15 protein-coding genes and 1 tRNA gene are annotated in these 15276 nt (G+C 51.7%); 12 read left to right on the top strand and 4 right to left on the bottom strand.

The window, feature by feature from the left end; translation table 11 throughout:
• The 3 genes from tsaE to AAH187_RS10675 all read right to left on the bottom strand — a co-directional run.
• Nucleotides 1–410: tRNA (adenosine(37)-N6)-threonylcarbamoyltransferase complex ATPase subunit type 1 TsaE (gene tsaE / locus AAH187_RS10665; RefSeq protein WP_342348440.1), on the bottom strand; the 410-nt coding region annotated here is incomplete at its 3' end.
• A gap of 69 nt (nt 411–479) precedes the next feature.
• Nucleotides 480–2036 (bottom strand): NAD(P)H-hydrate dehydratase, encoded by a 1557-nt coding sequence (locus AAH187_RS10670; RefSeq protein ID WP_342348441.1) that lies wholly within the window; start codon nt 2034–2036, stop codon nt 480–482.
• A gap of 174 nt (nt 2037–2210) precedes the next feature.
• Nucleotides 2211–2924, bottom strand: coding sequence for a pyridoxine 5'-phosphate synthase (locus tag AAH187_RS10675; RefSeq protein ID WP_342348442.1), 714 nt, complete (start codon nt 2922–2924; stop codon nt 2211–2213).
• A gap of 250 nt (nt 2925–3174) precedes the next feature.
• Between AAH187_RS10675 and AAH187_RS10680 the strand changes: the two genes are divergently transcribed.
• From AAH187_RS10680 to AAH187_RS10720, 9 genes are all read left to right on the top strand, one after another.
• Nucleotides 3175–4362, top strand: a complete 1188-nt coding sequence (locus AAH187_RS10680; protein ID WP_342348443.1) for an aminotransferase class I/II-fold pyridoxal phosphate-dependent enzyme — start codon at nt 3175–3177, stop codon at nt 4360–4362.
• Nucleotides 4359–5669: a homoserine dehydrogenase gene (locus AAH187_RS10685; RefSeq protein WP_342348444.1), complete on the top strand. Its 1311-nt coding sequence runs from the start codon at nt 4359–4361 to the stop codon at nt 5667–5669. The genes AAH187_RS10680 and AAH187_RS10685 overlap by 4 nt, the downstream gene beginning before the upstream one ends.
• Before the next feature lie 38 nt (nt 5670–5707).
• On the top strand, nt 5708–6769 hold the full coding sequence (gene thrC / locus AAH187_RS10690) for a threonine synthase (RefSeq protein ID WP_342348445.1): 1062 nt from the start codon (nt 5708–5710) through the stop codon (nt 6767–6769).
• Between the two features lie 73 nt (nt 6770–6842).
• The gene (locus AAH187_RS10695) at nt 6843–8078 is read left to right on the top strand and encodes a hypothetical protein (protein ID WP_342348446.1); all 1236 of its coding nucleotides are present in this window, start codon (nt 6843–6845) and stop codon (nt 8076–8078) included.
• A gap of 5 nt (nt 8079–8083) precedes the next feature.
• On the top strand, nt 8084–9319 hold the full coding sequence (locus tag AAH187_RS10700) for an aspartate kinase (protein WP_342348447.1): 1236 nt from the start codon (nt 8084–8086) through the stop codon (nt 9317–9319).
• 11 nt (nt 9320–9330) lie between these two features.
• Nucleotides 9331–10947: a citramalate synthase gene (gene cimA / locus AAH187_RS10705; RefSeq protein WP_342348448.1), complete on the top strand. Its 1617-nt coding sequence runs from the start codon at nt 9331–9333 to the stop codon at nt 10945–10947.
• A 168-nt stretch (nt 10948–11115) separates the two neighbouring features.
• On the top strand, nt 11116–11391 hold the full coding sequence (locus tag AAH187_RS10710) for an integration host factor subunit alpha (RefSeq protein WP_342348449.1): 276 nt from the start codon (nt 11116–11118) through the stop codon (nt 11389–11391).
• Between the two features lie 67 nt (nt 11392–11458).
• Entirely contained in the window at nt 11459–11809 is a 351-nt protein-coding gene (locus AAH187_RS10715; protein WP_342348450.1) for a MerR family transcriptional regulator, read from the top strand.
• A 48-nt stretch (nt 11810–11857) separates the two neighbouring features.
• Nucleotides 11858–11934, top strand: a tRNA-Pro gene (locus tag AAH187_RS10720).
• An 86-nt stretch (nt 11935–12020) separates the two neighbouring features.
• Here the strand turns inward: AAH187_RS10720 and AAH187_RS10725 are convergent.
• Nucleotides 12021–12275, bottom strand: a complete 255-nt coding sequence (locus AAH187_RS10725) for a hypothetical protein (RefSeq protein WP_342348451.1) — start codon at nt 12273–12275, stop codon at nt 12021–12023.
• Nucleotides 12276–12513: 238 nt separating this feature from the next.
• Here AAH187_RS10725 and AAH187_RS10730 point away from each other — a divergent pair, with 238 nt between their 5' ends.
• The 3 genes from AAH187_RS10730 to AAH187_RS10740 all read left to right on the top strand — a co-directional run.
• Nucleotides 12514–13272: a glycosyltransferase family 2 protein gene (locus AAH187_RS10730; RefSeq protein ID WP_342348452.1), complete on the top strand. Its 759-nt coding sequence runs from the start codon at nt 12514–12516 to the stop codon at nt 13270–13272.
• 87 nt (nt 13273–13359) lie between these two features.
• Nucleotides 13360–13701: a lipid-A-disaccharide synthase N-terminal domain-containing protein gene (locus tag AAH187_RS10735; protein WP_342348453.1), complete on the top strand. Its 342-nt coding sequence runs from the start codon at nt 13360–13362 to the stop codon at nt 13699–13701.
• A gap of 76 nt (nt 13702–13777) precedes the next feature.
• A partial coding sequence (locus AAH187_RS10740) for a glycosyltransferase family 39 protein (RefSeq protein ID WP_342348454.1) occupies nt 13778–15276 on the top strand: 1499 nt, incomplete at its 3' end.

Here is a 15276-nt window from a genome sequence, read left to right on the forward strand (position 1 = left end):
GGGCCAGTTCCAGACAGGGTGACAAGCCGGATGTCTTCTGCCTCTCCGTATTCCAAGTAAATGGCCATGTGGTCGGAGGGTAATATCTGAGGGAACCGTTCCGCCCATTCAATGAGGACAATGGTGTGTGGAGTAAAATATTCCTCTAACCCTAAGGTGGAGATATCGGAGGGCCCCTCAAGACGATATAAATCCACATGAATCAGCGGAATAGTCCCTGAATATTCCTGAATAAGGGTAAACGTGGGACTGCTGACTTGATCCATGGGAATTCCTAGCCCCAGGGCAATTCCACAGGTGAGAACGGTTTTTCCTGCTCCCAGTTCACCGGTTAGGGCCAGCACGTCTCCTCCGGTTAACTGTTGCCCTAATCGTTCACCAAATTTGATGGTTTCCTGGGCAGATGCCATCCGTAGTCGAAGGGCATCGCTGCTTGATGTTTGAGGAATGGCGTGAGAGGGATTCAGGATCGGAAGCTCCTACGAATGAGAGAGAGTCTGGGTCAATGCATGAGGAATCGCGGTTAGCACATCCCCCGCGATCAATCCTGGTTCACCGATGGTGGTGGCGGCCAGATCGCCTGCCAATCCATGCAGATAGACGCCAGCCCTGGCTGCATCCCAACCGCTCAAGCCTTGAGCTAATAAACCGGTAATTATCCCGGTCAGGACATCGCCCATTCCTGCGGAAGCCATTCCAGGATTGCCAGTTGGACAAATGGCCACCTGTCCATGGGGTTCGGCGATGATGGTTCGAGCACCTTTCAGTACCAAGATCACCTGATGTTGCATGGCAAACTGCCTGCTTACGCCGATGCGATCCTCATTGACCTGTTTGGGGGAAGAGGCTGCAAGAAGCCTGGCCATCTCTCCAGGATGTGGCGTCAGGATAGGCGGTATTTTCATGGATGAAAATATTTGGCAATGTTGTGCTAATCCATTGAGGGCATCGGCATCGAGTACGCAGGGTGCCTCCAGTTGAGGAAGGAGATGCCGCAAGACCTCGGTTGTTTCAGGAGAAATCCCCATACCAGGCCCGAAAGCCAGAGCCGATTTTGTGGCTGCGAAAGCCAGCAGGGACGGATAGGCCTCCATTCCCATCAGGTGTTGAGACGATTCGGGCATGGGCTCAGTCATCACTTCCAGAAGCTTTGACTCCAAGATGGGCGAAACGCTTTGAGGGGTGGCTACGGTCACCAGTCCCGTTCCAATACGAAGTGCCCCTAGTCCAGCCATAGCCGGAGCCCCCGTTTTCCCCTGTGAACCACCAACAATCCCTGCATGGCCAAAGGTCCCTTTATGTGAGGACGGATTGCGAAGTGGAATGAGGGGGCGAGCCATCTCTTGAGACAGAAGATGAATCTTGGGATCCAGATCCAACACAAACTCCTTGGGAATCCCAATATCGATGACCTGGATCTTTCCCACTTTGTCGATGGCTGAACCCAAATACAGGCCAATTTTTGGGCATCCGAACGTCACGGTGAGATCGGCCTGAACCGCAACTCCCAGTAGGGCTCCGGTATTACTATCCAATCCGGACGGAATGTCGATGGCCAAGGTAAAGGCCTGGGAGGCATTCATGGCTTCAATGGCGAAGGAGTAGGGGGGACGAACCAAAGAAGAGAGCCCCGTACCCAGGAGCGCATCGACAAGAATGTCGGCGTCCTGGGTGAGGGAATGCAGAGACTCCTCAGAGGGATTGACGGTAAACAGAGATGGTTTGATGACCTTGCTCAGTCGCTGATACATAATCTTCGCATCGGGACTGAGTTCCAGGAGCGGAGCCATCAAGACGACCTTCAGTTTTGCCCCTTTTTTGGCCAGAAGCCTGGCAACAACCAGACCATCTCCACCATTATTGCCCTTGCCACAAAGAATGACGACCTTTTTGCCCTTAGGGGAACCCAAGGCTTCTATGAGCTGGGCCATCGCACCGGCTCCAGCCCGCTCCATTAAGGTTATGCCGGGAACCTTGGCTTCTTGGATCGTGCGCCGATCAAGTGTTTGCATCTGTTCAGCGGTCACAACCCACATAGGCAGATCACAGGAGCAAGGAGAAATGGTTAGTTAAAGTCTGAGCAACAGCAAGCCATGCATAGTCGGGTCAGGACGATATTCGCGGTTTGCACTGTTCGTGAATTGATTTGTGAGTGTCTCCGGGTCATTCACAGTATCTAGCTGAGGAGATCCTGTTTCTTCTTGTAGAGGTTAATCCAGGAGGTGTTTCATGTCACGGACTGCTCGTTCAAGTCCAACAAATATTGCATGAGCGATAATGCTATGACCAATGTTGAATTCTTCAATTTCGGGAATGCCGGTCAGCCGCTTGATATTTCGGTAATTCAGCCCATGCCCCGCACTCACACGCAATCCTAATTTCGACGCAAGTTTGGCGGTTTGAACCAACGCGTCACACTCAGCATCTTCCTCCTGCTGACGGCGTGTATTGGCGTACCGGCCGGTATGGAGTTCCACGCAATCTGCCTGGATCTTGTGGGCGGCGCGAAGCTGATTGACATCTGGGTCAATAAACAGACTGACGGGGATGCCGCCTTCATGGAGTAATTGCACCATGGCCTGGATACGGTCACGATGCTCGACCACGTCCAACCCACCCTCTGTGGTAAGTTCCTGGCGCCGTTCGGGCACGAGTGTCACCAGATCGGGTTTAATGTTCAGGGCAATTTTGGCCACGGCCTCGTCTGCGGCCATTTCTAAGTTGAGATGCGTTTGCACGGTTTCACGCAAAATGGTCAGATCCCGATCCTGAATATGCCGCCGGTCTTCCCTGAGGTGCACCACAATGCCTTCGGCTCCTGCAAGGTGGACCAATGAAGCGGCAATAATGGGGTCTGGCTCATGTCCACCACGAGCTTGGCGAAGGGTCGCCACATGGTCGATATTCACGCCGAGTCGTGCCATGAAAGTCCTTTAACGTCTGGGTGAGTAAAGAACCAACGAGATCTCATTATGGCAAAAGGGAAAATCTTCCCGCAATAAATGGAATTTTTGTGGAGGAAGAGTGAATTGGATAAAATAACTGAAAATTCCCATTCGCTAAAATTGACTGGTCGTGTCACCTCATCTAGAATAAAAACTCTATTAAATCGTACGATTATCTATCCATTCCCTTCCCAAACTATCAAGGACGATTCGTCGTTTCACACAAACAATGGAACCTTTTTACCGAATTCAGCGACTCCCAGGATACGTCTTTTCTCAGGTTCAAGAGTTAAAACTCCAAGCCCGGAAGCGGGGAGAAGACATCATTGATTTAGGCATGGGCAATCCCGACCAGCCCACACCCCGTCATATCGTGGACAAATTGATTGAGACGGCGCGACTCGGGCGCAATCATCGTTATTCGGCCTCACGTGGTATTACGAAATTGCGTCATGCCATCTGCGATTGGTATCAACGAAATTACGAGGTCAGTCTCGATCCGGAGACGGAAGCGATTGTGACTCTGGGGGTGAAAGAAGGGTTGGCGCATTTGGCCTTGGCCATGGTGGGACCGGGTGACGTGGTTCTGGCACCGACCCCCACGTATCCGATTCATATGTACAGTGTGATCATCGCGGGTGGGGAAGTCCGTGGGGTAGAACTCGGGCCTGATTCGGATTTTTTCGAAAACCTGAAAAAAGCCTTCAAGCAGACGCAACCGGCTCCCAGAGCGTTGATTATCAGTTTCCCTCATAACCCGACCACTCGCGTCGTTGACCTGGAGTTTTTTAAAAAGGTGGTGGAGTTTGCCCTGGAACACCAGGTCTGGGTCATCCATGATTTGGCCTATGCCGATATCGTGTTCGATGGTTACAAGGCTCCCAGCCTTCTTCAAATTCCGGAGGCCAAACAAATTGGCGTGGAATTTTATTCCCTCTCGAAGAGTTATAATATGCCGGGTTGGCGGGTAGGATTTTGTGTCGGGAATCGTGAAGTCATTGGGGCGTTGACCAAAATCAAAAGTTACCTGGATTATGGCATGTTCCAGCCTATTCAAATTGCCAGTATTATTGCCTTGAACGGTCCCCAGGACTGCGTGAAAGAAATTGTGGGACGATATGAGCGACGGCGAAATGCTCTGGTCCGTGGACTCAACCGCATTGGTTGGCCGATCGATTATCCTCGCGCCACTATGTTTGCCTGGGCAAAAATCCCACAACCCTATCTCGGAATGGGGTCGTTGGAGTTTTCCAAGTTATTGTTACGAGATGCCAAAGTGGCGGTTTCACCGGGAATCGGATTTGGCGAAGGCGGCGATGACTATGTTCGCTTTGCATTAGTCGAAAATGAGCATCGGATTTTTCAGGCTGTTCGAGGAATCCGTCAGGCCTTAAAATTTGACGGGGATCCAGAATGAAAAAATCCATTCAGGTTGGATTGATCGGGTTTGGTACTGTTGGAACAGGGGTCGTCAAGATTCTTCAGGAGAATGCCGGTCTGATTGCACAACGGGTCGGGGTTCCGGTTTCACTGGTGAGGATTGCGGACTTGGACGTGACAGCCGATCGTGGAGTCTCTGTGGCTCAAGGGGTATTGACGACGGATGCTCGGGGCATTCTGGATGATCCTGCGATTGATATAGTCGTGGAATTAATTGGCGGGCATGAACCGGCCAAACGGTTTATTCTTCAGGCGTTCGAAGGCAAAAAGTGTGTGGTGACGGCGAATAAAGCGTTGCTGGCCGATCATGGTGAAGAGATCTTTGAGGCAGCATTTAAGGCAGGCGTTGATCTCGGGTTTGAAGCGAGTGTCGGCGGCGGCATCCCCATCATTCGATCCCTCACCGAAGGGTTGGCTGCAAACCGGATCTTGTCGATTACGGGGATCATGAATGGTACGTCAAATTATATTTTGACGAGGATGACCAATGAGCGCCGTGATTTTGACGAAATTTTACAGGAAGCGAAACGGGAAGGGTATGCCGAAGCGGATCCATCCCTGGATGTTGATGGCGTGGATGCCGCTCACAAACTGGCTATTATGGTCAATCTTGCGTATGGAACGCCCGTGCCCATGCGATCCATATTCACCGAGGGAATTTCCCGCATTTCGACGGTGGATATCGAGTTTGCCCGTGAACTCGGGTTTACCATTAAATTGCTGGGAATCGCTAAACTTCAAGAGCATGCCATTGAGGCACGAGTGCATCCTGCCCTGGTGCCGGCCGGATCTCCCATTGCACAGGTCAATGGGGTCTATAATGCCATTCATTTGATTGGTGACGCCGTTGGAGACGTTGTGCTCTACGGCAAAGGGGCCGGATCGCTTCCAACAGCCAGCGCCGTGGTAGGGGATATTATCGATCTGGCACGAAATCGCCTAGCTGGAGTTGCCGGACGGGTTCCTGTGACCTCCTTTCAATGGGCATCGCGTGCGCCCATTACCATTAGGCCGATGGATGACATTGAAAGCCGGTATTATTTGCGGTGCATGGTCAAGGATCAACCCGGCGTCCTATCGGCCATATCAGGGATTCTCGGGCAGCGTGGGATCAGCATCTCGTCTGTCCTTCAAAAAGGGCGAAAGGAAGGACAAACGGTGCCGTTGGTCATCCTGACGCATCGTTCCGTAGAGCGTGCCGTTCAGTCGGCATTACAGGAAATTAATGCACTTTCCATGGTCTCCGAGGCGACGACGTTACTTCGTATGGAAGGGGTGGAATAGATGAGGGCACATGGTTTCATAAAAAGGGACAAGCCAATATGATTCCCTGGCGTGGCATTATCGAGGAATATCGAAAATTTCTCCCGATAGGAGATCAGACTCCGATTGTGTCTCTACAGGAGGGGAATACACCACTGATCCAAGCCAATCGCTTAGCCGCGAAATTGTGTCCGGGACTGGATTTGTATCTGAAAATAGAAGGGGCTAATCCAACCGGGTCGTTTAAGGATCGGGGGATGACCATGGCGGTTTCTAAAGCCGTGGAAAACAAAGCCAAGGGACTCATGTGCGCTTCGACGGGCAATACTTCCGCTTCGGCAGCGGCCTATGGGGCAAAAGCGGGTTTGCCGGTGTATGTCGTCATTCCGGCAGGGAATATTGCATTGGGTAAGCTGACCCAGGCCCTTATGCACGGGGCCCAGGTCATTCAAATTGATGGGAACTTCGATCAGGCCTTAACGATTGTGAAGGCTTTGTGTCAAGAAACGGCGATTGAGTTAGTCAATTCAATTAACCCGTTTCGTTTGGAAGGCCAAAAAACGGCGGCCATGGAAATCTGTGATCAGCTGGGATATGCCCCTGTCATGCATGCCCTCCCTGTGGGAAATGCCGGGAATATTACTGCGTATTGGCGAGGGTATCGGGAGTACCAGGAAGCCGGACAATCACAAGGGTTGCCTCGAATGTTCGGGTTTCAAGCGGAAGGAGCGGCTCCTATGGTCAGAGGCCATGTGGTGGATTCACCGAAAACTATTGCCTCAGCCATTCGGATTGGGAATCCCGCCAGTTGGAATTTAGCCCTGAAAGCGTTAGAGGAATCACAGGGACATCTGGATATGGTGACTGACGAAGAAATTATTCGGGCTTACCAAATGGTGGCGAGTGAAGAAGGGGTCTTTTGCGAGCCCGCTTCGGCTGCATCTCTTGCAGGAATTGATAAAATGAATCGCGCCGGGTTGTTGCCAAAAGAGGGAGTCATTGTGTGTACCTTAACCGGACATGGGTTAAAAGACCCGGATACGGCTATCTCGGTCTCGTATCGGCCGGTTACCGTTCCTGCCACCCATGAGGCGGTCAGAGCGCAATTAACAAATACGTAATCCCCCATGGTCTCCTGCAAACCAAGATCGTTCATTCAACTACTAACTCAATCAACATAGTGAGGCCAAGATCGTGCGAAAAACGATCGTGATTCACCTCGATGGTTTGACGGGACAGTCGTATCAGGAATTAGGGGACCAAACCGTCTTGCAAGCAGCTCCGACACCGCACCTGGATGAATTGGCTGGGCAAGGTGAGCTGGGACGTTTAGGGGTTCCCCGGGAAACCCGGCCATTTTGCGGGGAAATGGCCCTCCTTGCCGTCTTAGGATACGATCCACACAAATGGTATACGGGTCCTGGTGTCTTTGAAGCAAGAGGATTAGAGGTTGTTCTGGATGCCCATGATGTGGCCTATCTTTGTCATTTGGTGACTCTCCGTGGTCAGGATGGATGGGGGGATGGGAAAAAATTTGGTCCCCAGCTATTCATGGCCGACCCCTTTGGCGGAGGAATCGGGACTGAGGACGCCCGAGAACTCATTGATGCCGTCAATGAACAATTGATTTCTGAAAGTATTCAATTCTACATGGGTAGCCATCATCGACATCTTGTGGTCTGGGTGGGCGGGAGTGGGAAAGTGGCCTGTCGCAACCCATACGAGGCCTTGGGGCAGTCGATCGAAGCGTATCTGCCCACCGGCGACGGATCTAAAATTTTACGTGAACTGATGGCGGCCTCCAGGGCGATTCTATGCCATCATCCTGTGAATCAAGAGCGTCTGAATGCCGGGTTGAAGCCGGCTAATTGTTTATGGTTGTGGGGGTCAGGAAAACCTGTGGAATTGCCTCCTTTAAAAGAACGGTGGCCAGTCAACGGGATGGTTATTTCACCGGATGGGCCGTATGTCGGTGTTGGAATGGCCGCTGGACTTGAGACGGTCAAGGTTGAACATGTGGGAGGAGGAGATGTCGCCTGGTTGCAGGCCCTGGCCAACAGAACTTTGACTGCGTTGGAGAAGCACGACCTGGTCTGTCTGCATATTCCCTTTTACGAGTGGGCCTTCAAGGATGGGCAGGCGGTGTCACCGTCACAATCAGGTGAATATCTTGGGCAAGTGGACGAGCAGGTGATCGGAGCCATCCATCAGTCTGTGGGAAACAACGACTCCAACCGGATCGTTGTTCTGGTTACCCCATGTCCACATGGGCGGAAGGATGCAGGGCCTGCTATATCGCCCTATCTGGTGTTTGAAGGTTCAGGGGGAAAATCTGAAAATCATGCGTTGCCATTGAATGAACGAGAGGTGGCCAACCATCCCCTCCGTGATGCCACCAAACTGTTTGAGCGATTTATGGTCACTCACTAAATCCTATGGCACTGTATATTCAAAAATTCGGCGGGACGTCGGTTGGGAGTCTGGAGCGAATCCAAAACGTCGCTCGGCTTATTGAGCGCACCTACCGGGAGGGGCATCAACTGGTGGTCGTATTGTCTGCGATGAGCGGGGAAACGGATCGCCTCATGAAACTGGCCAAGACGTTGAGCATCGACCCGGATGATCGGGAATTGGATGTGTTACTTTCTTCTGGAGAGCGTGTCACGATTGCGTTGATGGCGATGGCCCTCAAAAGTCTCGGGATTAAGGCGCAATCCTTTACGGGACGCCAGGTTGGGATTGTCACCGATAGCACGCATACCAAGGCCAGGGTTTCCCGGGTTGATACGGACCGGGTACTGGGAGCCTTGCGTGACGGGATTATTCCCATCGTGGCCGGGTTTCAAGGTATCAACGCCGCCTCCGATGTGACGACGTTAGGGCGCGGGGGATCTGATTTGACGGCTGTGGTCCTGGCGGCGGCGCTCAAGGCCGATACCTGCTTTATCTATACCGATGTGGATGGTGTGTACACTGCCGATCCTAATATTGTGCCAGGCGCAAGACGGTTGGATAAAATCTCCTATGAAGAAATGTTAGAGTTAGCGAGTCTGGGAGCTAAAGTCCTCCAGTCTCGTTCGGTGGAGTTAGCTGCTAAATATCAGGTGCCTGTGGAAGTGCGATCCAGTTTTCAAGAGGGGCCTGGAACCTGCGTGGTAAAAGAGGATGTCGATATGGAACAAGTCTTAGTCTCGGGGGTCACGGGCGATCGGAATCAAGCCAAGGTCACGGTGGTCGGGGTCCCGGATCATCCCGGAATTGCGGCAACATTGTTCTGCTCCATTGCCGACGCCGCCATCAACGTGGATATGATTATTCAAAATGTGAGTCAGGATTCCCTGACGGATATTTCCTTCACCGTGCCGAGGGCTGACCTTCCTCGAGGGATGGGTCTTGTCAGAGATATTGCCAAATCGGTGGAAGCACGGACGGTCGAGGTGAACGAAGGCATTGCCAAAGTTTCGTTAGTGGGAGTCGGGATGCGTTCGCATTCCGGTGTCGCAGCCAGAATGTTTCAGACGCTCTCACGTGAAGGCATTAATATCATGATGATCAGTACCTCGGAAATTAAAATTTCTTGTGTGGTGGAAGAAAAATATATGGAGTTAGCGGTTCGGGCCTTGCACCAGGAGTTTGAATTGGAAGTACCTTTGGAGCGCAGAAAATCCTAGCATGGGGAATTGTGCCTACACCGATGTTGCGTATGCGTGATATGAACTCTCAATTTCCGGTCATCGAAATCTACGATACCACCCTCCGGGATGGAGCGCAGGCCGAAGATGTCAGCTTTTCGGTGGAGGATAAGGTTCGTATCGCCCTTAAACTAGATGATCTAGGGGTCCATTTCATTGAAGGAGGGTGGCCGGGAGCCAACCCGAAGGACATTGAGTTTTTCCAAATCATGAAATCCACCCCATTGCAGCATGCCAAAATTGTGGCATTTGGATCGACGCGAAAGGCCAAAAATACGGCAAAGGCCGATCCGACGCTTGAAGCTCTCTTATCCGCTGAAACGGATATTGTGACTATCTTTGGGAAAAGTTGGACCCTGCATGTGACGGAAGCCTTGGAAACGACGTTGGCCATCAATTTAGAACTGATTGCCGATTCCATCTCCTATCTCCGGTCAAAGGGACGGCAGGTGTTTTACGATGCCGAACATTTTTTCGATGGCTATAAAACCGATCCCGACTACGCCATGAAAACCATTCAAGCTGCGATAGAAGCCGGGGCGGAGCGGATCGTGCTGTGTGATACCAATGGGGGGACTATGCCCTGGGACCTTGGTGCGATTTTTTCGAAGGTCCGCCAGAACTGTTCTGTGCCCATGGGCATTCACGCACATAATGATGCGGAGATGGGGGTCGCCAATTCCTTGACCGCCGTGCAAGAGGGAGCGATCCAGGTCCAGGGAACCATCAATGGCATTGGAGAACGGTGCGGGAATGCCAATTTATGTTCCGTGATGGCTAATCTGGAATTAAAAATGAAGCGAACCGCGCTGGGAGATGGTCGATTAGCCCACCTTCGCACCATTTCCAATTATGTGGCCGAGATGGCCAATTTGACTCCCAATAAACGACAGCCCTATGTGGGAGATACCGCGTTTGCTCATAAGGGGGGGGTGCATATTCATGCGGTGCAAAAAAACCCGCGCACCTATGAACATGTGAACCCTGATGTTGTTGGCAACCATCGCCGTGTACTCATTTCCGATAGCAGTGGCCGAAGTGCTGTGTTTGGGAAGATGGAAACCTTCGGCCTTGATCTTCCTCAGGATAACCCAAAGGTGCTCGAATTACTGGATTCCCTCAAAACGTTGGAATATGAAGGCTACCAATTTGAAGGAGCGGAAGGGTCTTTTGAATTGTTAGTGCGGAAAGCGATGGGGACGTATACGCCATCGTTTGAATTTTTGGGGTGCCGGATCATTGTTGAGAAACGGAAAACCAATGAAGACCCTATTTCCGAAGCCACGATTATGGTCAAAGTCGGGGAAGTGGTTGAACATACGGCGGCGGTCGGTGATGGGCCGGTCAATGCTCTCGATCATGCCCTTCGCAAGGCGCTGGAGCATTTTTATCCGCAGTTACAGGAAATGAAGCTTCTGGATTATAAGGTCCGTGTGTTGACCGGACGACATGGAACCGGTTCTCGTGTGCGAGTCCTGATCGAGTCGGGTGATCACAAAGAGAAATGGGGAACGGTCGGGGTGTCGGAGAACATCATTGAAGCCAGTTGGCAGGCCTTGGCGGATAGTATTGAGTATAAACTCATGAAGGAGAAGTCGCAAAAGTGATGCCGGTCTCTCCGATCACAGGCTGAAAAAGGGGAATCCTCTGAAGAGGCCGGTTCTTGACATCATCTGCGTTGCCCGTTACGTTGCTGCCTGCAACAATGGTCGAAAGCGTGAATTCACAATCCGTATGAACGGTCTTCGAGACTACTGGTGAGGGGGTTCTGATTTATGCGCAAGGCTGACATTGCTGAAATCATTACAGAGACAGCAGCTATCCAAAAAACCGACTCCATGGAAATGGTGGAGCATGTACTGGATTTAATCAAGTCCATGCTTCAACGGGGGGAAGTCGTCAAAATTGCAGGGTTTGGCAACTTTGTTGTCCGGAACAAGGGAGAGCGGAAAGGCAGGAACCCCAGAACCGGAGAAGAAATTGCCATTACGCCAAGACGAGTGGTGACCTTCAGACCAAGCCAACTCTTTAAGAAATATGTCAATACTTGACTGGCAAGAATTTCGCTATCAGTCTCGTTCACTCTCTTGCTAGATACACCGTGGGGTGAGTGCAGGTATGGGGGGTGGAACCAAACACGAGGATAAGGCCTTTTATAAAATAGGGGAAGTCGCCGATTTGACGAATCTTCCCGCGTATGTCTTGCGGTTTTGGGAGTCGGAATTCATTTTTCTCAAACCGAAGAAAAGTCAGGGCAAACATCGGGTCTATTCGAAAGGCGACATTGAAACGGTCTTTGAAATTAAACGAATGCTCTACGATGAGGGTTATACGATTGCGGGTCTGAAACGATATTGGTATCGCAAAAAACGGTCAGAAAAAGCTGTTCAAGTCCCAAAAGACCGTGTGGAAAAAGCGAAGGTGGAACTGCAAGGTATTTTGAAGATCTTGGGGCGAGCGACGGTATAGGTCATCGGCCAAGATGATGGATGGTCATACGACTGGTCAGCATAATGTCGGGGCGTAGCGCAGCCCGGTAGCGCACTCGCTTGGGGTGCGAGAGGTCGGAGGTTCAAATCCTCTCGCCCCGACCATGATTTCCTGCCAGCAGAATGGGTTTCTTCGTCTCCTCGGTAGTATAGATCAGATGGGAGATTTGTTTGGGCAGTACGAAGGCTTGCTAGGCTTGTAAGTCCTCCTCTTCAGCCAGCTCCTCACCCTCGGGCATTCCATACGCCACATATTTCGCATAGGAGAGATAAATCTGGCTGCTGTCTCTCATGGCCTTTGAGCCAGCCTTCATTCTATGGAAGCGATTTTTGGATTCCACATCGGTCTGTGTTTCGAGTTGGCTCACGTGGTCATGTAATAACATGGAATAGCGCTGCATCGCTTGCTCTATTTCCAAATAGGCTTGCAGAATGTCTTCTTGCATGAATGTTCCTCCTTCATAATGTCCTCCACCTTACAAAAGGCTGTTCCCAGGGTCAACTGACCATGACCGTAGGTTTGGAGTGCCGTATGAAGATCTCAGAAGCTCGAGAAGAGCAACTCGTGATGAACGGCCGTTTGACCGATTTTTTAGATATTCAGTAAAATGGTTACCGGGTAGGAGGGTCCGCAACGTGTGTCCCATTATAACTTTGCTATCTGTGGCGTAGTCCGCGCGATCCATGAGCCTCCACCCGCCGCGCCATTGGATTTCTGTTGTCATTCCCATTAAAGATGAGCGGGAAAACATCCCGCTATTGGCGAGCCAATTGCTCAAGTTTTTTGAGTCCAGACCGGAAAGTGGGTCCGCAGTATTTGAACTCGTCTTTGTGGATGATGGAAGTTCGGACGGGAGTGGGCCGTTGCTGGATCAATTAGCCGCACAGTTTCCTGCGATACGGGTGATTCATTTAGACCTGAATCATGGGCAAACGGCGGCATTCGATGCGGGCTTTCGGGAGGCCAGGGGAGAGCTGGTTGCCACCATGGACGGTGATCTGCAGTATGACCCGAATGACTTTGCTAAACTTCTCCCATTGGTGGAACGCTATGATTTAGTGTGTGGGCGACGACAAGCCAGACATGACAATCTGGTCCGTCGATGGTCGTCAACAATTGCCAATCAGGTTCGCAATTGGGCCGTGCATGACGGCATTTCAGATACCGGCTGTTCCTTGAAGGTCTTTAAGCAGGCCGTGGTCAAACGACTTCCTCCATTTAAAAACATGCACCGATTTTATCCGGCGTTGGCGCAAATGTATGGATTTACGGTGACGGAAATCCCCGTCCAGCATTTTCCAAGAGCCCATGGGACATCGAAATACGGAATTGGCAACAGGCTGTTTGCCGGTCTGTATGATCTCTTTGCAGTCAGGTGGATGCAAAAACGCTGTTTGAACTACACCATGAAGGGAAGCCATTCCCAGAAATCCGAACCGTAGCATTCTTGAAGTGACCACCTGCTGAAAACGATTGAGGCACCACACACCTATAATGCGATTAGAGGGTTCTGAAAAGATGGAACCCTTTTGACGATTCATTCCCTGTTGTTGACGATGCTCGAATCCTTCACACATACATTCCTGGCCATGTCGTTTGAAGAACTCCTCTGGATCGGCTTTGGGTTTTTCGGGCAGGGTATTTTTTTCTCACGCTGGCTGGTGCAATGGGTGGTGTCGGAACGCAACGAGGAAAGCCAAATTCCCATGTCGTTCTGGTACATGAGCCTGGTTGGGAGTGTGATTGTGCTCACCTATGCCATTCATATCGCCGACCTGGTCTTCATGGCCGGTCAAAGCGTCGGCACCGTGGTGTATGTCCGCAATATCATGCTGCTCCATCAAGCTAATAAGCGAGTCGTGAGTGGATAGCCCTCACACTCACGCTCTCCTTCCGCCTTCTCTACGCTCTTCAATAACGCAATCTCCTCTATTCCAGGTGGTGTGTGTGCTGCTCTTGGCTGCCTGGTTATTGGGAGTAGAGGGCGGATGGCTCTTTGGTCCGGACCTGGGCGCGCTGGGGTTGACGGATCGGGATGAGGGGAGCAATGCGGAAGCGGCCAGGGAAATGTTGGAGACCGGTGATTGGATTTCCCCTACTCTCAACTATGAACCTCGCTATGCCAAACCGGCCTTTGTGTATTGGCTCATCAGCGGGTCGTATTCGCTGTTCGGCATCAATGAATTTGCCGCGCGGTTGCCCTCGGCCCTATCAGGTCTCTGCCTCCTGTTCCTGCAATATGTGTTTGTTCGAAGGTGGGCTGGCCCCACTGTGGCCATTTTCGCGTCGTGCATGTTGCTGCTGAATTTGGAGTTTTTAGGAATCAATCGCATGGTGCTGACCGATCCGGAATTGGTCGTGTTCACCACATTGGCCGGCTATAGCTTTTGGCACGCGCTCCACCATGAACAGACTAAGCGCTGGCTTTTCGCCATCTTTTATCTGGCCATGGGATTTGGCATGTTGGTCAAGGGGCCCGTGGGCATTATCATTCCGTTGGTGGGGGTGATTCCCTATCTCACCCTGACGCGCCAATGGGGAACATTCTGGCAACGGGGTTTTCCCCTTGTCGGAGTCGTTTTGGTTGCCGCAGTCGCGGCTCCCTGGTATGTGATGATGTTTCAAATACATGGGGATGCCTATTGGGCCGCAGCACAGGCCAATACCACCGGCCGGTTCATGAATCCCATGGAAGGTCATGGGGGTACGCTCTTGTTTTATGTGCCGGTGCTGTTGATTGGATTGTTCCCATGGAGTGCCTTTCTCCCTTCCGTGTTGTATCACACGTTAAAACCCTCGAAAGCGTTCTGGCAGGGACAAGCTCCTGCCACGCAAGAGCAACATTTGGAGTGTTTCCTGAGCCTGTGGGTGGTGGGGTTGTTACTGTTCTTTACCTTCTCGGCCACGCGCCTGCCCCATTACATCTACCCTCTGTTTCCAGCGGCAGCCCTGCTGGTCGCCCTATGGTGGAAGCGTTTCTTGACAGAAGATACGCCGGTTGGACTGACCGCTTCCACTCGTGTCCTCATCGGGGTGGGATACCTCTTGGGCATCGCGATGATGTTTGTGCCGGCGGTCTTTCAGTTGTTCATGAAGCAAATTGCCAAGGAATTCCCGGCCGCGGCCAACGTGGACCTGGCGTGGCTTCCATTGCTGGTAGGCCTCGTCATGGTGGTGGGCACGATGCTCATGCGTCAGTGCATGCGATCTGACACCAAGCGCCATCTGGCTTTATGGGTGGGATGCGGAATGATGCTGATCTTTACGGTATTGGTCGCGCGAGGAGGACTCTCAATTTACCAACAGTATTTCATCGGACCCCCGCAGGAATTAGCCGTTATCGCCGGCTATAACCTGGGCCCGGATGACCGATTGATACAATTCGGGCGAAAGCGCCCATCCCTCAGTTTTTATGCCAAACACAAAGTGTACTTTCTTGGGGTGAA

The organism is uncultured Nitrospira sp. (assembly GCA_902500695.1).
Lineage (GTDB): Bacteria > Nitrospirota > Nitrospiria > Nitrospirales > UBA8639 > Nitrospira_E.